Consider the following 19579-nt stretch of genomic DNA (forward strand, 5'->3'; position numbering starts at 1 on the left):
CTCAGCTTACCATTATGATTTCAAGGAGAAGAGCGTGAGGCGACTGTCTGGATACTTACTAGCGACACTGGTGGCATTGATTGTTCTGGTGGCGTTGATAGTGAGTGGCCTGCGCTTGGCTCTGCCTCACCTTGAAACATTTCGCCCGCAGATCGTTGAAAAGATTGAACAGTATTCTGGTGTGCCGGTAAAAATCGGCGCGCTGGATGCAAACTGGCAGTCGTTTGGCCCCACGCTGGAAGTGCGCAATATTTCTGTGTCGCAGCCAAAAGGTAATATCAGCATTCAGCGAGTGACCGTTGCGCTGGATGTTTGGCAGTCTCTGCTGCATTGGCGTTGGCAGTTCCGCGATCTCACTTTTTACCACTTACAGGCCGATAGCAATGAGCCTTTAAGCGGTTCCTCGTCCGATTCAAAGGGCATCGAAAGTGATGGCATCACGGATATTTTCCTTTATCAGTTTGACCACTTTATCCTGCGCGACAGTAAGATCACCTTTCCAAGCCCGTCGGGCCCGCGTATCCAGCTTGAAATCCCTAATCTGACTTGGCTAAACACTGCGACGCGTCACCGCGCAGAAGGTCAGGTTATGTTCTCCACGCCGGAAGGTCAGCACGGCAATATGCAGGTCAGAATGGATCTGCATGACAAAAACGGCTTGCTCAGCGATGGCACCGTTTATTTGCAGGCCGATGAAATAGAGATGAAGCCGTGGCTGAGTCGCTGGGTAAACCGCAATACTGGGTTGCATAGCGCGCGGTTCAGCTTAGCGTCTTGGTTAACCGTGACCGATGGCGAAATCCAAGGCGGGCATCTGTTGTTAAAACAGGGCGAGGCCAATTGGAGCATCGCGGATAAGCAACATGAGCTGACGGTGGATAATCTTACGCTACAGGTTGGGCGCATTGCCGGCGGTTGGACGTTTGATATTCCGCAGCTTAATTTGAGCACCGATGGCGTTGCATGGCCGAAAGGCTCGTTGAGCGCCATGTATCGTCCCGAAAATACCCATTTTATCGGCCCAGACCAGCCTGAAGAACTGCGTCTGCGTGCGACAGATTTACAGTTAGAACGCATAGGGCCTATTTTACCTACGCTGGCGTTTCTTACGCCTGACGCCTTAGGGCGCTGGGACGATATTCGCCCTAAAGGCCATATCGCCTTCGCGGGTGTTGATATTCCCCTGCAACAACCTGAACGAGCGCGCTTTATCGGGGAATGGCAAGACGTTAGCTGGCAGCCGTGGAAATTGCTGCCTGGTGTTAATCATTTCAACGGCAGCGTATCCGGCAGTGCGATGAACGCGGGCCTGAAATTCTCGTTGAAAGACAGCTTACTGCCGTATGGCGATATGTTCCGAGCGCCGCTCGAAGTGAGTCACGCCAGCGGTTCCGCCACGTTTATCAACAATGACAAAGGCTGGTCGCTGTCGGGTGATAATCTTGACGTACAGGCGAAGTCTTTGTGGGCGACCGGCGAGTTTAATTATCAGCATCCTAAAGAAGGCCAGCCATGGCTGAGCATCTTGTCAGGGATCCGTCTGTATGACGCGACACAGGCATGGCGCTATTTCCCTGAGCCCTTGATGGGAACGCATTTGGTTGATTATCTCACCGGCGCATTGGAAGGCGGGAAGGTGGACAATGCCACGCTGGTCTACGCAGGGAACCCGCATGACTTCCCTTATCTGCATAATGAAGGGCAGTTCCAAGTCTTTGTTCCCCTCCGTGATGCCACTTTCCGTTTCCAGCCAAACTGGGAGCCGCTGAATAATCTCGCTATCGATTTGAATTTCCTCAACGATGGCCTGTGGATGAATGCGCCGCACACGAAACTCGGTGACGTTGACGGCACAGATATCACGGCCGTAATCCCTGTTTACCAAAAAGAAAAGCTGCTGGTTGACGCAAAGGTGGCAGGTTCTGGCAAGGCCGTTCATGAATACTTCAAAACATCGCCATTAGCCGATTCTGTGGGCGCGGCCTTGGATGAATTGGAAGTGGGCGGCGATGTCAGTGGGCGCTTACATCTTGATATCCCGCTGGATGGCAAAGAAACCCGAGCTACCGGTGACGTTGCTTTTAAAAATAACTCCTTGCTGATCAAACCGCTGGATAGCACCTTTACTCAGCTCAATGGTTCGCTGCATTTCGATAATGGCAACTTAACCAGTAGCCCAATGAATGCCGCTTGGTTTGGTCAACCGGTAAACTTCACCTTCTCAACGGCGGAAGGTGCACAGGACTTTGGCGTGGATGTGGCGATGAACGCTGATTGGCAACCCGCGAAGCTGCCGTGGATGCCGTCGGCGTTAGCGAAAGACGTTGCAGGTTCTGCGCCTTGGAATACAAAAGTGGCGATTAAGCTGCCGCATAAAGGCCATCCATCGTATGACGTTCAGGTTAGTGCCGATCTGAAAAATGTAAGCAGTCACTTACCGTCACCGTTAGATAAACCACATGGCCAGGCATTACCATTGGTAGTGAATGCTAAAGGCGATTTGAATGGTTTCATGCTGACAGGGAATCTGGGGCCGAAAAACCACTTTAATAGCCAAATCATTCTGCAAAAACACGGTGTGAAGCTGGCTCGTGCCGCGTGGAGCGACAATAGCCGTAAAATACCGGCGTTGCCTGAAAGCGAGTCGTTAACGTTGAATCTGCCGGCTCTCGATGGTGAAGAGTGGCTCGCGGCGCTGGCTCCTGCGCTGGGAGAGAAGGCGGGAACCGCAGCTTCAAACTTCAGCTATCCGCAGCAGGTTAACCTAACCACACCGCAGCTAATTTTAGCGGGGCAAACGTGGCATCAGTTGACCGTTTCGGCTTCAAAGCTAGCGAATGGCACGCATATCAGCGCGAAAGGACGTGAAATTAACGGCGAAGCTGATTTAGATAATAACAACGTGTTACGTGCCAACGTGGCCTACCTATATTACAACCCGCAGTGGAGCACTGTGTCTCCAAGTGCTGCGCCTTCAGCAAACAACGATGCGCCACCGGCCGTGGAACGTGTCTCCTTTAGCCAGTGGCCAAGCATGATCCTGCGTTGCCAAGACTGCTGGATGATGGGGCAGCGACTGCGTCAGGTAAACGCAGATTTAACGCCGAACGGCGATCAACTGATGTTGAAAAATGGCTTAATCGACACCGGAAATACTAAAGTCACCCTCAGCGGAATGTGGAATCAGAGCAACAGCAAAGATCATACTTGGCTGAAAGTGCAGGTTAAAGGCGCTAACATTACCACTAGCAGCGACTATTTTGGCTTTAGCTCGCCGCTGAAAAATTCGCCGTTTGATGTTCATCTTGATTTGAACTGGATAGGCGAACCGTGGCGACCGCAGGTGAACTCGCTTAATGGCACGCTAAGCAGTAAGCTGGGTAAAGGTGAAATTGATAATGCGGGCGGCGGCCGTGCGGGGCAGCTGTTGCGATTGGTGAGTTTCGACGCCCTGCTACGTAAACTAAAACTCGATTTTAGCGATACGTTCGGTCAAGGGTTCTACTATGACAGCATTCGCGGCAATGGTAAGTTTAAGGATGGTATTCTATCCACCAATGACTTACTGGTAGACGGCTTAGCTGCTGATATTGCGATGGACGGTAACGTGAACCTTGTGACTCGTCGTATCGACATGCAGGCGGTCATCGCGCCAGAGATTTCAGCTACCGTCGGCGTTGCAACGGCATTTGTCATCAACCCTGTCGTTGGAGCCGCCGTGTTTGCTGCATCAAGAGTATTGGCGCCGTTGTGGAATAAAATATCGCTGATACGCTACAACATTACAGGCAGTTTGGATCACCCAACCATTAACGAAGTTTTACGCCAGCCAAAGGAGAAATAGCACGATGAGGAATGCAAATATTGCTTTATTGCAACTGTGCAGCGGAGATAACACCCGTTCGAATCTGGCGCAAATAGAACAGCAAATCAAACAGTTGAATAACAACATCAAGCTGGTGATGACGCCAGAAAACGCACTGTTGTTTGCTGATTCGAAAGCCTATCACGAGCAGGCCGAGCAAGAAGGCAAAGGCCCGTTGCAGGATGCTATTCGTGATATGGCGCGCCGTTACGGGGTGTGGATCCTGATTGGCTCAATGCCGCTAATTAGCCGTGGAGACAGCAAGCAAATCACCGCCAGCAGCCTGTTATTTGACGATCAAGGCGAGCTGAAAGCGCGTTACGATAAGCTGCATATGTTTGATGTTGATATTAAAGATACACACGGCCACTACCGTGAATCTGATACCTATCAGCACGGTGAACATCTGACCGTGGTCGATACCCCAGTGGGTAAATTGGGTATGACTATCTGTTACGATCTACGTTTCCCTGGATTATTCCAAGCGCTGCGCGATAAAGGTGCCGAAATTATTTCCGTGCCTGCGGCATTTACCCGTGTAACAGGGGAATCTCATTGGGAAATTTTGCTGCGTGCTCGCGCGATTGAAACCCAATGCTATATTTTGGCTCCGGCTCAGGTTGGCCGTCATGGCGCAACGCGCCGTACGTGGGGACATACCATGGCGGTAGACGGTTGGGGCAATATTATTGAACAGAATGCCGATTTGGTGATGCCGATTAAAGTTAAAGTGAATACTCACTCACTTGAAGGTATCCGCACCCAGATGCCGGTCGCGCAACACAACCGATTCCAGCCGACGCTGGTTAATCCTTTGGATCATGAAGAGTAAAACGCTATGAGTCTGACGTTCGTTAGTGAGCAGCTATTGGCTGCTAACAAACTGAGTCATCAAGATCTGTTTTCAGTATTGGGTACACTGGCTGAACGTCAGCTTGACTACGCCGATCTCTATTTCCAGTCCAGTTACCATGAATCTTGGGTGATTGAAGACCGTATCATTAAAGACGGTTCTTACAATATCGATCAGGGCGTTGGCGTACGCGCTATTAGCGGTGAGAAGACCGGCTTCGCCTACGCTGACCAGATTACCCTTAATGCACTGAATCAAAGCGCACAGGCGGCTCGCAGCATCGTTCGTGAACAGGGTAATGGCAAAGTTCATACCTTGGGCAACGTGCCTTATAACTTGCTGTATCCCGCCATTGATCCGCTGCAAAGCCTGCCGCGTGAAGAGAAAATTGCTCTGCTGCATCGCGTTGATAATGTTGCGCGCGCGGAAGATCCCCGAGTGCAGGAAGTGTCTGCCAGCATTACTGGGGTGTATGAATTAATTCTGGTGGCTGCAACCGATGGCACCTTGGCGGCGGATGTTCGCCCGCTGGTTCGTCTTTCGGTCAGCGTGCTGGTAGAAGAGGATGGTCGCCGTGAACGCGGTTCAAGCGGCGGCGGTGGCCGTTCTGGTTACGAATACTTCCTTGAGATCGTTGATGGTGATGTGCGTGCCGATGCTTTTGCTAAAGAAGCGGTACGCATGGCGCTGGTAAATCTGTCTGCGGTGGCAGCTCCAGCCGGTTCAATGCCGGTCGTGCTTGGCGCAGGCTGGCCGGGCGTGCTGTTGCATGAAGCAGTTGGTCATGGCTTAGAAGGTGATTTTAACCGCCGTGGTACGTCGGTGTTCAGTGGACAGATGGGGCAGTTGGTGGCCTCTGAGCTGTGTACCGTTGTTGATGATGGTACGATCAGCGGGCGTCGTGGCTCTCTGGCAATCGACGATGAAGGCGTTCCAGGTCAATACAACGTACTGATCGAAAACGGCATTCTGAAAGGCTTTATGCAGGATAAAATGAATGCTCGCCTAATGGGACTTGCGCCAACCGGTAACGGTCGTCGTGAATCTTATGCGCATTTACCAATGCCGCGCATGACCAATACTTATATGCTGGCGGGCAAATCATCGCCGCAGGATATTATTTCTAGCGTTGAATATGGCCTGTATGCGCCGAATTTTGCTGGTGGTCAGGTCGATATTACGTCGGGTAAATTTGTCTTCTCTACGTCAGAAGCTTATTTGATTGAGAATGGCAAAATCACCAAGCCGGTGAAAGGCGCAACGCTGATTGGTTCAGGCATTGAAGCCATGCAGCAAATTTCTATGGTCGGTAACGATCTGGCGCTGGATAAAGGCGTTGGCGTATGCGGCAAAGAAGGGCAGAGCGTGCCGGTTGGCGTTGGTCAGCCAACGCTGAAGCTCGATTCAATGACGGTGGGAGGAACGGCGTAAGCTGCATCTTCCTCGCCAAAGACCCCCTCCCAGCCTCCCCCTTGTCAGGGGGAGGAGCAGATCGAGATCCTTAATTGAGCGCCGATCTGTTCCCTCCCCCGCGAGGGGGAGGGTTAGGGTGGGGATTTTACCCTCACTCCTCCTGCCGATAATCCTGATAAATCTCCCCAACCTTGGTGAAGTATTCGCTGAGATAGTTAATACAAACCTGTACTTTGAGCGGTAGCTTATCTTTTTGGGTATGTAAGGCGTAAACCGGCCTTGGATCGGATTGGTAACGGCTGAAGAGAATTTCAACTTCACCGCGTTTTATCTCTTCAATTACCCACATAAGCGGCACGTAGGCAATTCCCACGCCTTCACTGAGCCAGCGGATGAGCGTTTGTGAGTCATTGGTGACGAAGCGCCCCTGAGGCGAGAGGCGCAGAGTTTGCCCTTCTGGTGCAATCAGCTCAAATTCACTGTCAGGGCGAACGCTGTAGGTTAGCCAGCTAAAACTGGTGATGTCTGCGGGCTTCTCAGGCGTGCCGTGCTGTTGGAGATAGCTTTTCGCAGCACAGACCACCATTGGCATGGAGCCTAAGCGCTTAGAGAAAAGGCTGGAGTCTTGTAACGCGCCCACCCGCACCACCAGATCGAGCCCGTCAGCGATAAGGTCTGGAGCAGGAACGCCGGTGACTAAATCTATCGACAATCCCGGGTATTCACGCAGCATTCTGGCCGTCATCGGCGCCAATACATTTTGTGCCATGGTGGATGAACTGCCGATACGTAAGGTGCCCGTTGGCGTATTGTTGAAGGCGTAAATCTGTTCGTGGACTTCCTGCGCCTCAAGCAACATTTTCCGGCAGCCCTGATAATAAATTTTCCCCGCCTCGGTTAAACCAATGCTGCGCGTGCTGCGGTTGAGCAGCTTAATATTCAGCTCATTTTCCAGCTTGGAAATAGTTTGGCTTATGGACGAAACGCTCATCTCAAGCTGGCGTCCTGCGCTAGTAAAGGAGCCGCATTCAACTACTTTGGCAAACACGGCCATTCGCTTAAGTCGTTCCATTGTTCAATCTACCTTAATAGGGAAGTGAGGCTGCATGGGAGAAAACGCCATACAATCAGCCTTTGAGGTAACGATGATAGCTTAAAAAAACGACTGATTGTTTATTTAAAATAAAAAGTGATTTAGCTCACATATTCTATACATGGTGATTATTATTGCGCTAAGATATTGTCATTGACGATGCGGAAATAATCCTCTGTGTATCGAAACGACGAAATGTCCTTCTGCCATCAGATCCTGTAGTTCACATCCTCTGACAGACATCCTTTTTCTGAGTTAAACGCCATCAACCAGCATTTCAGGGTGAGGGCGGTTAGTGGATCGCGTAAGGCAAAAGTTATCGTTCGTAACGCTATGCAGCCAACGAAGAACGCCGCGTTGAGCTAGGCTAAATATTATTTGAGTGGAGAGAATTATGGGGCTGCTACCGGTAATGGTCGTTTTTGGCCTGTCCTTTCCACCGGTGTTTTTTGAACTGCTGGTGGCTTTGCTGCTGTTTTTACTGTTCCGGCGAGTATTACAGCCGACGGGGATCTACGACTTTGTTTGGCATCCGGCGTTGTTTAATACCGCGTTGTACTGCTGTTTGTTCTACTTGATTACCTGCTTATTTGTCTGAGGTCACTGTGAATCAAATTATGATAAAAATGACCCGCATCGCTATCACCGTGATTATCGTGATAGTAGCGGCAATTGCCGTGTTTAAAGCATGGGCCTTTTATACCGAATCTCCCTGGACGCGTGATGCCAAATTCACCGCCGACGTGGTTGCCATTGCGCCAGACGTCAGCGGCCTGCTATCGGACGTGCCTATTCGTGATAACCAACTGGTGAAGAAAGGGCAGATCCTGTTTGTTATCGATCAGCCGCGTTATCAAGAAGCGCTAAATCAGGCCGAAGCCGATGTGCGCTACTACCAAACTCTGGTCAGTGAAAAAGCGAAAGAGGCTGGGCGTCGTGTACGTTTAGGTGTTCAGGCGATGTCTCAAGAAGAGATCGACCAGTCAAGCAACGTGCTGGCAACGGTGCGTCAACAGTTGGCGAAAGCACAGTCAACGCGCGATCTGGCGAAGCTGGATCTAGAGCGTACCGTGGTGCGTGCCCCAGCCGATGGCTGGATAACCAACCTGAACGTGCATCAGGGTGAGTTCATTAACCGTGGTGCTACGGCGGTTGCGTTGGTGAAAAAGGGTACCTTCTACATTCTGGCCTACATGGAAGAAACCAAACTCGACGGCATCCAGCGCGGCGATCGCGTGGAAATTACGCCGCTGGGCAGTAACCGTATTCTGTACGGCACCGTAGACAGCGTATCCGCAGGGGTGAACAACAAAAGCTCTACCGCGGATAGCAAAGGCTTAGCGACCGTAGACTCAAACCTTGAATGGGTTCGTTTGGCGCAGCGTGTCCCGGTGAAAATTCTGCTCGATAACAAAGAGCAAGAGACACCTTATCCGGCTGGGACAACTGCCACCGTGGTGGTGAGCAATCAGCAAGACGTTGAGCGTAAATCGTCATCGCCGATTGTGCAGTTGCTGCACCGTCTGCGCGAATTTGGCTAAGCCCTCCTTACGGCATTTTCATTGATATTCAATTGGGATTTGTACGCACGTTAACGTGCGAATCCCTATCACTTTTTAGCGCAGAAAGAGGCAATGATGAATAATGGTGGCATGTTTTTGCGCTTACGTTTTGCCTGTAAGTTAGCATTTGCTATCGTGCTGGCGCTGTTTCTTGGCTTTCATTTGCAGCTTGAAACACCGCGCTGGTCGGTTTTAACCGCGGCAATTGTGGCCGCAGGCCCCGCGTTTGCCGCGGGTGGCGAGCCTTTCTCTGGCGCGATTCGTCACCGTGGTTGGCTACGTATTATCGGGACATTTATCGGCTCGATTGGCGGTTTGCTGATCATGATGCTGTTTATCCGTGCGCCGCTGGTGATGATGCTCCTGTGCTGCGCATGGGCGGGCATATGTACCTGGATCTCTTCGCTGGTGCGCGTGGAGAACTCGTATGCCTTCGGTTTAGCGGGCTATACCGCGCTTATTATCGTGGTGACAACGGCAACGGAACCCTTGTTGAGCCCGCTGTATGCGGTTGAGCGCTGTAGTGAAATCGTATTAGGGATCGTGTGTGCGGTACTGGCCGACATTATCTTTTCGCCACGCTCCATCAAAAGTGATATCGACCGCGTGGTGAGTTCGCTGATCGTCGATCAATTCCGGTTACTGCAAATGTGCGTTCGCCCTGACGAGCGAGACGTACTGGATAAATCGTGGAACGATTTAGTAAAAGGCACCAATGCGCTCAATGGGATGCGCAGCAATCTGATGTTGGAATCCACCCGTTGGGTACGCGTAAACCGCCGTTTGAAGGCGTTGAACACCGTTTCTTTAACGTTGATCACGCAGGCTTGTGAAACCTTTTTTATCAGCTCAAATGCGCCAGAACGTATCCCCAGCGAAATGCAGGTTCTGATCCTTGAGCCGGTAGAAACTATTGGTGACGTTCACAAGCGTATGAAACAGCTGCGTCAGCTGCTATCGATGCAGCCCACGGACTCGGTGCCGCTAACCATCAGCAGTTGGATTGGCGCCGCTACGCGCTACCTGCTATTGGCGAAAGGGGTGCATACCAACAGCAGTATCAGCTCGGTAGAAGAAAATATTCTTGAAGGCGAGTATGTGGTGAAACCTGCCTCCGCAGAGCGTCATCATGCGATGATCAACGGCCTGCGTACGTGGGCAGCCACGTCCATTGGCGCGTTGTTCTGGCTGTGGACCGGTTGGACGTCCGGCAGTGGCTGTATGGTTATGATTGCCGTGGTGACCGCGCTGGCGATGCGCACGCCGAACCCACGCATGGCATCGATTGATTTCCTGCTAGGCACGATTATGGCGCTGCCGATCGGTGCGCTGTTTTACATGCTAATTCTTCCCGCTACGCAGCAAAGCATGCTGTTGCTGTGTATTAGTTTGGGGCTGATGGCGTTTGTTATCGGTTTGGAAGTGCAAAAGCGTCGCTTAGGATCGCTGGGGACCTTGGCTTCGACGATTAACATTATGGTGTTAAGCAACCCGATGACGTTTCCGGTCAGCAGCTTTTTAGACAACGCGATTGGCCAGATCATCGGCTGCTTTGTGGCGATGATTGTGCTGTTCTTGATCCGCGATCGTTCTAAAGCTCGAACAGGACGCGCCTTACTCAATGGCTTTGTGTACAGCGCGGTATCGGCGTTAACCACCAATCAGGCGCGTCGCAATGAAAACCATTTGCCGGCGCTGTATCAACAGCTCTTTCAACTGTTGAATCTGTTCCCGAATGACATAGCTAAATACCGTTTGGCGCTGACGTTGATCATCGCTCACCAGCGTTTACGCAATGCGCCGATTCCGGTCAACCAAGAGCTGTCCGATTTCCATAAACAGATACGAGCGACCGCTAATAAGGTGATTTCAGCCGGTGGCGACAGCAAGCGAAGAGGATACTTTTTCCGCTTGTTAGACGAACTGAATCAGTATCAGGAACGCTTGGTGCACTATCAGGCACCGTACACCGTTACGATCCCGGTCAAACGGCTATCGACCATGTTGGAGAAATACCAGCATGCGCTAATTGATTAAATCCTAAGCATGCGGTGAATAGGGCTTAGGAAAAGAAATCGTTTGCGTAGGATCATAAAAATCGTGATTTAGCGCTTGCAGCATCGCTGCGGGTGAGTATAATGCCCGACAATTTGCCGGGAGACTGCATGAAAAACGTTGTGGCTATCAGTGCTGTTTGGGTCGCTTGTCGACTAGACGCCCTGCCTGAACAAGGCGGCTGCCACCGTTTTTTTCTTCCGTTGCTAAAACGATCGTTAATCGCCCCTCAATGAGGGGCTTTTTTTTGCCCAGCGATCGGGTTGATTACATTTTAAACATCCAGTAGTCCCGGCCAGCGGGCGCGAAAAACAGGAGAACAAGAAATGGCTAATCCGTTGTATAACAAAGATATCATCTCCATAAACGATCTGAATCGTGAGGAACTGGAGCTGGTATTACGCACTGCTGCAAGCCTGAAGGCGAATCCGCAGCCAGAATTGTTGAAACACAAAGTGATTGCCAGCCTGTTCTTCGAGGCCTCAACGCGTACTCGTCTCTCTTTCGAAACCTCCATGCATCGCCTTGGTGCTTCGGTCGTCGGTTTCTCCGACAGCAGCAATACCTCGCTGGGTAAGAAGGGTGAAACGCTGGCGGATACCATTTCGGTTATCAGCACCTACGTAGACGCCATTGTGATGCGTCACCCACAGGAAGGTGCGGCGCGACTGGCCACTGAGTTTTGTGGTTTGATTCCGGTTGTTAACGCGGGCGATGGTTCGAACCAGCATCCAACTCAAACGCTGCTCGACCTGTTTACGATTCAGGAAACTCAGGGACGTTTGAATAACATCAATATCGCGATGGTCGGCGACCTAAAATATGGCCGCACCGTGCACTCATTGACGCAGGCGTTGGCGAAGTTTGAAGGAAATCGCTTCTATTTCATCGCGCCAGAGGCTTTGGCGATGCCCGCATATATCTTGAAGATGCTGGATGAAAAAGGCATTCAATACAGCCTGCATACCAGTATCGAAGAAGTGATGCCGGAGCTGGATATTCTGTACATGACCCGCGTACAGAAAGAGCGCTTGGATCCGTCTGAATACGTCAACGTGAAGTCTCAGTTCGTGCTGCGCGCGGTGTCCTTAGAAGGCGCTCGTGACAACATGAAAGTGCTGCATCCTCTGCCACGTATTGATGAAATCACCAACGACGTTGATAAAACGCCGTATGCCTATTATTTCCAGCAGGCAGGAAACGGCATCTTTGCCCGTCAAGCTTTGTTGGCTCTAGTTTTGAATGCTGAACTGAACTTTTAATCGAGGGCGCTAAGATGACACACGATAATAAATTACAGGTAGAAGCGATTAAACGTGGCACGGTGATTGACCATATTCCAGCTCAGGTCGGCTTCAAACTATTAACGTTATTCAAACTCACCGAGACCGATCAGCGCATTACTATCGGCTTAAACCTGCCTTCGAATGCGCAGGGCCGCAAAGATCTGATTAAAATCGAGAACGTCTTTTTGACCGAAGAGCAGGTCAACCAACTCTCGATTTATGCGCCAAAAGCGACGGTAAACCGCATCGATAACTACGAAGTAGTTCTTAAGCTCACGCCAACGCTGCCAGAGCAGATTGACCACGTATTGGACTGCCCAAACAGCAACTGTATCAGCCGCAGCGAACCAGTATCTTCCAGCTTTAAAGTTCGTGTGCGCCAAGATGAAGTGTTATTGAAGTGTAAGTACTGTGAAAAAGAGTTTGAACATCATGCTGTGATGCAGGGGATTTAGATTAAAGCTCAATACAAATTTCCAGATTTAACTCGGGTTTGCGAGGCGGCGGGTGGGTTTTAGTAGGCCGCTTCCCTATAATGGTGACGAATTTATTCTTAATGTTCATCATACATCCGAAATCCTATAGGAGCAGATATGTCACGCATCATCAGTACAGAGAACGCACCTGCCGCAATCGGTCCTTATGTTCAGGGCGTTGATCTGGGTAGCATGATCATCACTTCTGGTCAGATCCCTGTGAACCCGAAGAATGGTCAGGTTGCTGAAGACGTTTCCGCACAGGCGCGCCAGTCTCTGGAAAACGTGCAGGCTATCGTTGAAGCTGCTGGTCTGAAAGTATCAGATATTGTGAAAACGACCGTTTTCGTTAAAGATCTGAACGACTTTGCGACCGTTAACGCGACCTACGAAGCGTTCTTCACTGAGCATAATGCGCCGTTCCCAGCGCGTTCATGCGTTGAAGTTGCACGTCTGCCTAAAGACGTGAAAATTGAAATCGAAGCGATCGCAGTACGTCGCTAATATCTCGATTATCAATGTTATACAGGCCAGCAAACGCTGGCCTGTTTTGTTTTTAGCGCAGTAACAAATTGAGGTTAAGCGTCTTTCACTGACGACGTATTACCGAAGAAGAGCTCGGTAATCAGTTTATCGTCGATGGGCTCACCGCTCAGCGTGCGCACCAGTAATTCACTGCCGAGCAGTTGAAGTGAGAACACCATATCAGGCTGAACGCGCTTAATTTTCTGTAGGTGTTTGCTGGCATTAACCACCGAAATAGTTTTGGTGTTCGCATTGGCGACCTCTTTCGCCGCCAGCACGATAAACGCATTTTCTGCATCATCGTCACGCAGCGCCAGAATGAATTTCGCCTTTGCCGCACCGGCTTCGATCAGCACTTGGGCATTAGACGGATCGCCGATAATTAAGTCCGTATCCGGTGGATATTCATGAGAAACATTGGGTGGCACGATGACGGTCAGTGCGTCTCCGCGCTGTTTAAGCCCGAGATAAACGCTCAATGCTAGCGGAGTGGCACCCGCGATAATAAAGTGATTTTTACGCATCACGTGAGAAATCCTGCCTTTCACCAATCGTTTTAAATTACCGCCAATCACTGGCCCAATAATGGCACTGATTGACGTCGCAAATACGGTAATCCCCATAACGATAACGGAGACGGTAAATAGCCGAGCGGTTGCCGTATGAGGAACAATATCGCCAAAGCCTACCGTTGACATACTGACTACCGAGAAATAGAACGCCGTTGGCATATCTAAAATAGGTGGAACAAATTCGCCACCCAAATAGAGCGAACCAAAAACGGCATACAGCAGTAAAGACGCAAAGCTGACTAACGCAAATAAACCACCGGCGGCTAAGCTGGCGTGGTCAAAACGTCGCCAATAGGCGATGAGTAAAATCAGCAATATCACGGCGTACAGAAACAGGTTCAGCATTTCCTGAGGTGAAAGAAAGCTGAGTAGGCCGGTAACGAATAATAATAATAACGAGAATGCCCATGCCACGCGCGCGCGCAGCAGCAGCCCGAACGCCATCAGTATTAAGCCAAATCCAAGCACAAACTGCGGGATTTCAAGTAGGCCAGTAACAGAAAGCGTCTCTTTCCATGAGCTGAACGAACTGATGGCGTTTGGCACATAGTCAAACGCTCTCAGCATCACCGGACGCATGAAGAGATAGCCATACGCGGCCACCAACACGGCCAGACACCAGTGCGGTTTAAACAAAGATATGAATCTGTGGAATAGTTTTTTCACGGCAAAGGGACTGATTCAAATAAAAAAAGTGTAGCGCGAAACGCCAGTGATGAACAGTTGGAGTCTGGGCGCGTTGCTCGCCAGTTTAACTCTCCCCTGTGAAGGGGAGAGGGAAAATAGGGTTTATTGGCCTAATACCTTTTCGTATTAGAAGAACCCTTGTGGTTTTTCGCTATAGCTGACCAGCAGGCATTTCGTTTGCTGATAATGCTCCAACATCATTTTATGGGTTTCACGCCCGATGCCAGACTGTTTATAGCCACCGAATGCGGCATGTGCTGGATAGGCGTGGTAGCAGTTTGTCCACACGCGGCCGGCCTGAATTCCGCGGCCCATTTGATAAGCGACGGTACCATTACGCGTCCATACGCCTGCGCCGAGGCCGTAGTCGGTATCGTTAGCCAGCTCAAGCGCTTCCGCCTGATTTTTGAACGTTGTGACGGCCAGTACTGGGCCAAAAATCTCTTCTTGGAAAACGCGCATGCTGTTTTTGCCAAACAGAATGGTGGGTTCTAAATAATATCCACTGCCTAGTCCACCCTCTAAGAGTCGTTTGCCGCCGCCGGTCAGTACGCGCGCGCCCTCTTTTTTACCAATCTCGATGTATTTCAGTATGGTATCCATTTGACCTGCGGAAACCTGAGCGCCCATCTGGGTATTGCTATCGAGCGGGTTGCCCGAGCGAATGGATTCCACACGTTTAATCGCGCGTTCCATAAAGCGTTCGTAGATCGATTCCTGCACCAGCGCGCGGCTTGGACAGGTACAGACTTCACCTTGGTTAAAGGCGAACATAGCAAATCCTTCCAGCGCTTTATCAAAGAAGGAGTCTTCTTTGTCCATCACGTCGGCGAAGAAAATATTGGGGGACTTTCCTCCCAGTTCAAGCGTAACGGGGATCACGTTTTTCGCCGCATAGCCCATGATTTGCTGACCCACTTCTGTGGAGCCGGTAAACGCCACTTTAGCAATGCGCGGTGAGGTTGCGAGATATTCGCCAATTTCGCCACCGGCACCGTTTACCACGTTGAGCACGCCTTCTGGCAACAAATCGCCGATCAGCTCCATCATGATAAGCACAGACATCGGCGTTAGCTTAGCGGGTTTTAGTACGATGCAGTTGCCTGCCGCCAGCGCTGGCGCCATTTTCCAGCAGGCCATCAACAGCGGAAAGTTCCACGGAATGATTTGTCCCACGACGCCAAGCGGTTCATGAAAATGATAGGCCACGGTTTCACTGTCAATTTCGCTGATACCCCCTTCCTGAGCGCGAATACAGGAGGCAAAGTAACGGAAGTGATCGATGGCAAGAGGAACGTCGGCGTTCAGGGTTTCACGGATCGGTTTGCCGTTATCCCACGTTTCAGCGTGAGCCAGCAATTCTAGATTTTGCTCCATGCGGTCAGCAATCTTAAACAGCACGCTGGCGCGTTGCTGTACCGAGGTTTTCCCCCAGGCATCTTTGGCTGCGTGGGCGGCATCGAGCGCTAAATCCACGTCTTTTTTACTGGAGCTGGCCACTTCGCAAAGTGCTTGTCCGGTAACTGGGGTCAAGTTAGAGAAATATTCTCCTTCAACGGGTGGCACCCATTTTCCGCCGATAAAGTTTTCATAACGTGATTTGAGTTTGAGGGGAGAGTTGCCGCTGCCGGGAGTGAGAATATCAAGAGCGTGATTCGTCATTACTGTCTCCTTGAGTCCATAGTGTCAGGTACAGTGAAACGTTTATACCCTTCATACTTCAAGCTGCTTGCAGTATGGCGGGTATATATAGCTCTATAAGCGTAGCGTGGCTGAATATATGAGGGACAAGGAGGGCGTATTTATTCGGAAGGGATCACAGTTTGGTGCGCAAATGCGCACCAAAAAGCCATGATAGATCGTTAATCGTCTTTGAACAGCGCGCTATCTCGCAGTAGATGATCGTTTCCACGGCGGCGAGTGAAGCCACTGCGATCAAAAAACTCCAGAATTTGGATCGCTAGCTTGCGCCCTACGCCCAGACGATCGCGGAAATCAGCGGCGGAAGTGCTGCCCTGCGTGGCGTCCATGGCGCGGATCAAATCGGCAAACTGGTGCATACGCTCGGTGCGATAGTAACGATCTTTGACCACGGCGGTGATGTAGCCAAGCAATGCCGCCTGACGCAGTAATTGGCGCATTTCATTTTCTTCGGCTTTCACTTCATTGGCCAGATCGCGCACCCACCACGGCGCATCCTGAATCAATGGCTGCGTGCGCTCCCACAGCGCCTGCTGGGCGTCGCTTAGGGTTAAACCATGCTGTGGCAGGTGCAGCCAGCCACGGCTGTTGACGATTTGCTGATTAGCCAGCAGATGATTTATGAGGGCAAATACCAGCGATTCGGGTTCGACGGGCAGTGCCATACGGCGCAGGCGCGCGCGGCCAACGCCCATCTGATCGTTATGCTGCTCGTGGAACAGCGCCAACGTGTCTAACAAACGCTGTTGGAAGCGTTCCGCTATTTCGCGTGATAACGCGTAGTCGCCCACCACCAGCAGATTATCTGCATGGAAAAGTTCGCTACAGCGTTCTGCCGTGAGCTGGCGTTCCCAGGCGAACTGAGGAATAGAAAGCGTGCCTTTAGGCAGGCGCAAGGCTAATACCTCGGCATCACTTTGGGCATTGGCGAGCTGTTTTAGCCAATCTAAAAATGCAGGCAGACGTTTACCACGGCGCGGTGAGGTGGTTTGCAATACCCGAGCAGCACCTAGCGTACTGCGTGCTGAAATATCGCGCATGATCAGGGTGTCATTTTCGACCAACCACAGCGGGCTATCGAGCACCAGTTCAGCTAGTTGAACGCCTTCCATCGGAGCCTGTTCATCCAATAACGAGATACGCCCCGTAATGTGGCTTGCGGCATGATGCAGATGTAACGGTTGCCAGTGCTGGATGGGCGCAATGAGATCAAGCGCAACTAAAATACGCGTGCTCGCTGTTTCCGAAGGACGCTGTGCCAGCAGCCAATCACCGCGGCTGATTTGCTCTTTGCTGACGTCGCCGCTGAGGTTTAGTGCAATACGCTGACCCGCATGGGCATGTTCAGACGGTTGGTTCTGAGCATGAATGCCGCGCACGCGCACGGGTCTATCACAACCGGTTAGCCATAGATTGTCACCCACTTTCACGCGGCCTGCGAGTGCGGTGCCGGTAACCACTAAACCCGCGCCTTTCACGCTAAAAGCACGGTCGATTGCTAAACGGAAGCGTTGATCGAGATGGGCTGGTGTTTCGGTAAGGGCAATAAGATGGTCGCGCAGCTCATCGATACCCTCACCTTGAGCGGCTGCGGTGGTAAAAATCGGTGTGTCAGACCAGCCCATTTCATGCAGTACGTCAGTGACTTGCTGGTGGACTTCATCCACACGATCGCTATCAGCGCGGTCGGCTTTGGTTAACGCCACGGTTAATGCCGGTTTACCTGCTAAGCGCAGCAGCGTTAGGTGTTCGCGCGTTTGCGCCATAACGCCGTCGTCGCAGGCCACGACTAACAGGGCGTGAGGAATACCGCCAATGCCTGCCAACATATTGGCGAGGAATTTTTCATGGCCGGGAACGTCGATAAAACCCAACACGTTGCCATCATCTAATGGCAAATAGGCATAGCCGAGATCGATGGTCATACCACGGCGTTTTTCTTCCGGTAAACGGTCGGCATCCACGCCCGTCAGCGCCTGTAACAGCGTGGTCTTACCGTGGTCAACGTGCCCAGCGGTAGCAATAATCATGGACGTAACTCCTGTAATAACGCGTGTAAAAGTCCTTCTTCATCTTCTAAACAGCGCAGATCGAGCCACAGTTTTCCTTCACTGATACGGCCAATTACAGGGCGGGATAGCGAGCGACATTGCTGAGACAGCGCTTCGAGTTCGCCGCCCTTACCGCTGTGCGGCATCAGGGTGATTGCGATGCTTGGCAGGCGATCAACGGGCAGCGAACCACTGCCGATTTGCGACTGGCAAGGCGTGATGCTCACGTTAAACTGCTTGGCGAAGCGCTGCTGTAATGGCGGCAATAGGCGTTCGGCGCAGGCGTGGATCTCAGCTTCGGTACGGGTCATATGGCGCAGCGTCGGCAAAGCCTGAGCGAGTTTATCTGGCTGTTGATAGAGCTGGAGCGTGGCATCAAGCGCTGCCAGCGTCATTTTACCGCAGCGAAGCGCGCGCTTAAGCGGATGGTTTTGCAGCTGTTCGATCAGCGCACGTTTGCCTACGATAATGCCAGCCTGCGGCCCACCTAGTAATTTATCGCCGGAAAAACTGACTAAGTCCACGCCGTCGGCAATGAGCTTTTGCGGCATTGGCTCGGCGGGAAGACCGTAGGCGGCCATATCAATCAGTGAACCACTGCCCAAATCGGTAATAACGGGGACTCCCGTTTCACGGCCTAACGTCACCAGCTCGGCTTCCTCTACGGCGGAGGTAAATCCTTGAATTGCATAATTGCTGGTGTGTACTTTCATCAGCAACGCGGTGTTTTCGTTGATGGCCTGACGATAGTCTTTAAGGTGAGTTCGGTTGGTGGTACCCACTTCCGTGAGTTCGCATCCGGCCTGCAGCATGACGTCGGGAATACGAAATGCGCCGCCAATCTCAACCAGTTCACCGCGTGAAACGATAACCTGCTTATGGCTCGCCAGCGCTGCCAGCATTAGCAGCACCGCAGCCGCATTATTGTTAACTATGCAGGCATCTTCCGCGCCGGTTAATTCACACAGGCGGTCGGCGATCGCGCGATCGCGATGGCCACGGCCTGCGCCGTCGAGATCGTATTCCAGCGTGACGGAGTGACGCATTGCCATGACGCTGGCGTCGATAGCCTGCTCTGCTAGAAGGGCTCGGCCTAAGTTGGTATGTAATACGGTTCCAGTCAGATTAAAGACCTGCTGGAGGGCATCTTTTTGGCTGAGCGAAAGCTGATGATCGACTGCAAGAGCCCAGTTTTCACACCATGCGGGAAGCTTTTGCTGAACGCGAATGCTGTCGCGCGCCTGCTGTTGCAATCTGCGCAAAGTTTGGGTGACGAGCTGTGCGCCATAGTTTTCCAACAAAGACTGGAAAGTTTCGTCGCGTAACAGCGTATCGACGGAGGGGAGCTGGCTATAAAGAGTCTGGCTGTCTGCGGACATGGTGATCTCACGCCTTTATCATCGTAATAATGAATATGATAAAGGCTGAGAGCCCAAGAAT

General features: G+C 51.5%; 14 protein-coding genes. 9 read left to right on the forward strand and 5 right to left on the reverse strand.

From position 1 onward, the window contains the following. The first annotated feature begins 34 nt into the window (after positions 1 to 34). Genes yhdP through tldD form a run of 3 tightly spaced genes read left to right on the forward strand, consistent with a single transcriptional unit; the run spans position 35 to position 6149 of the window. The gene (yhdP, locus tag RSC70_RS12590) at positions 35 to 3844 is read left to right on the forward strand and encodes an AsmA2 domain-containing protein YhdP (RefSeq protein ID WP_332542609.1); all 3810 of its coding nucleotides are present in this window, start codon (positions 35 to 37) and stop codon (positions 3842 to 3844) included. 4 nt (positions 3845 to 3848) lie between these two features. Next, positions 3849 to 4697, forward strand: a complete 849-nt coding sequence (gene nit1 / locus RSC70_RS12595) for a deaminated glutathione amidase (protein WP_332542611.1) — start codon at positions 3849 to 3851, stop codon at positions 4695 to 4697. 6 nt (positions 4698 to 4703) lie between these two features. Next, positions 4704 to 6149 carry a metalloprotease TldD gene (gene tldD / locus RSC70_RS12600; RefSeq protein ID WP_130970364.1) on the forward strand — a complete coding sequence of 482 codons (1446 nt, stop codon included), beginning with the start codon at positions 4704 to 4706 and terminating at the stop codon, positions 6147 to 6149. A gap of 133 nt (positions 6150 to 6282) precedes the next feature. Here the strand turns inward: tldD and aaeR are convergent, their stop codons facing one another. Beyond that, on the reverse strand, positions 6283 to 7203 hold the full coding sequence (gene aaeR / locus RSC70_RS12605; protein WP_040046147.1) for an HTH-type transcriptional activator AaeR: 921 nt from the start codon (positions 7201 to 7203) through the stop codon (positions 6283 to 6285). A 415-nt stretch (positions 7204 to 7618) separates the two neighbouring features. Here aaeR and aaeX point away from each other — a divergent pair, with 415 nt between their 5' ends. The 6 genes from aaeX to ridA all read left to right on the forward strand — a co-directional run bounded on the left by aaeX (position 7619) and on the right by ridA (position 13107). Next, positions 7619 to 7822: a p-hydroxybenzoic acid efflux pump operon protein AaeX gene (gene aaeX, locus RSC70_RS12610; RefSeq protein ID WP_004097177.1), complete on the forward strand. Its 204-nt coding sequence runs from the start codon at positions 7619 to 7621 to the stop codon at positions 7820 to 7822. Between the two features lie 19 nt (positions 7823 to 7841). Further along, entirely contained in the window at positions 7842 to 8765 is a 924-nt protein-coding gene (gene aaeA, locus RSC70_RS12615) for a p-hydroxybenzoic acid efflux pump subunit AaeA (protein ID WP_040046158.1), read from the forward strand. A gap of 111 nt (positions 8766 to 8876) precedes the next feature. Further along, positions 8877 to 10823, forward strand: coding sequence for a p-hydroxybenzoic acid efflux pump subunit AaeB (gene aaeB, locus RSC70_RS12620; RefSeq protein WP_411909377.1), 1947 nt, complete (start codon positions 8877 to 8879; stop codon positions 10821 to 10823). A gap of 344 nt (positions 10824 to 11167) precedes the next feature. Then, the gene (gene pyrB / locus RSC70_RS12625) at positions 11168 to 12103 is read left to right on the forward strand and encodes an aspartate carbamoyltransferase (RefSeq protein WP_282815075.1); all 936 of its coding nucleotides are present in this window, start codon (positions 11168 to 11170) and stop codon (positions 12101 to 12103) included. A 14-nt stretch (positions 12104 to 12117) separates the two neighbouring features. Continuing rightward, positions 12118 to 12582 carry an aspartate carbamoyltransferase regulatory subunit gene (gene pyrI / locus RSC70_RS12630; protein ID WP_043489007.1) on the forward strand — a complete coding sequence of 155 codons (465 nt, stop codon included), beginning with the start codon at positions 12118 to 12120 and terminating at the stop codon, positions 12580 to 12582. A 138-nt stretch (positions 12583 to 12720) separates the two neighbouring features. After that, positions 12721 to 13107, forward strand: a complete 387-nt coding sequence (gene ridA, locus RSC70_RS12635; protein WP_025798421.1) for a 2-iminobutanoate/2-iminopropanoate deaminase — start codon at positions 12721 to 12723, stop codon at positions 13105 to 13107. A 74-nt stretch (positions 13108 to 13181) separates the two neighbouring features. Here the strand turns inward: ridA and kch are convergent, their stop codons facing one another. From kch to selA, 4 genes are all read right to left on the reverse strand, one after another. Continuing rightward, positions 13182 to 14366 (reverse strand): voltage-gated potassium channel protein, encoded by a 1185-nt coding sequence (gene kch, locus RSC70_RS12640; protein ID WP_025798419.1) that lies wholly within the window; start codon positions 14364 to 14366, stop codon positions 13182 to 13184. A 147-nt stretch (positions 14367 to 14513) separates the two neighbouring features. After that, entirely contained in the window at positions 14514 to 16049 is a 1536-nt protein-coding gene (gene exaC, locus RSC70_RS12645; RefSeq protein ID WP_040046144.1) for an acetaldehyde dehydrogenase ExaC, read from the reverse strand. Positions 16050 to 16249: 200 nt separating this feature from the next. After that, positions 16250 to 18118 carry a selenocysteine-specific translation elongation factor gene (gene selB, locus RSC70_RS12650; protein WP_332542618.1) on the reverse strand — a complete coding sequence of 623 codons (1869 nt, stop codon included), beginning with the start codon at positions 18116 to 18118 and terminating at the stop codon, positions 16250 to 16252. Then, a complete protein-coding gene (selA, locus tag RSC70_RS12655) occupies positions 18115 to 19518 on the reverse strand; it encodes an L-seryl-tRNA(Sec) selenium transferase (protein WP_130998861.1) in 1404 nt (467 codons plus the stop codon). The genes selB and selA overlap by 4 nt, the downstream gene beginning before the upstream one ends. Positions 19519 to 19579: the final 61 nt, after the last annotated feature.

It is taken from the genome of Hafnia sp. (assembly GCF_036648275.1).
Taxonomy (GTDB): domain Bacteria; phylum Pseudomonadota; class Gammaproteobacteria; order Enterobacterales; family Enterobacteriaceae; genus Hafnia; species Hafnia alvei.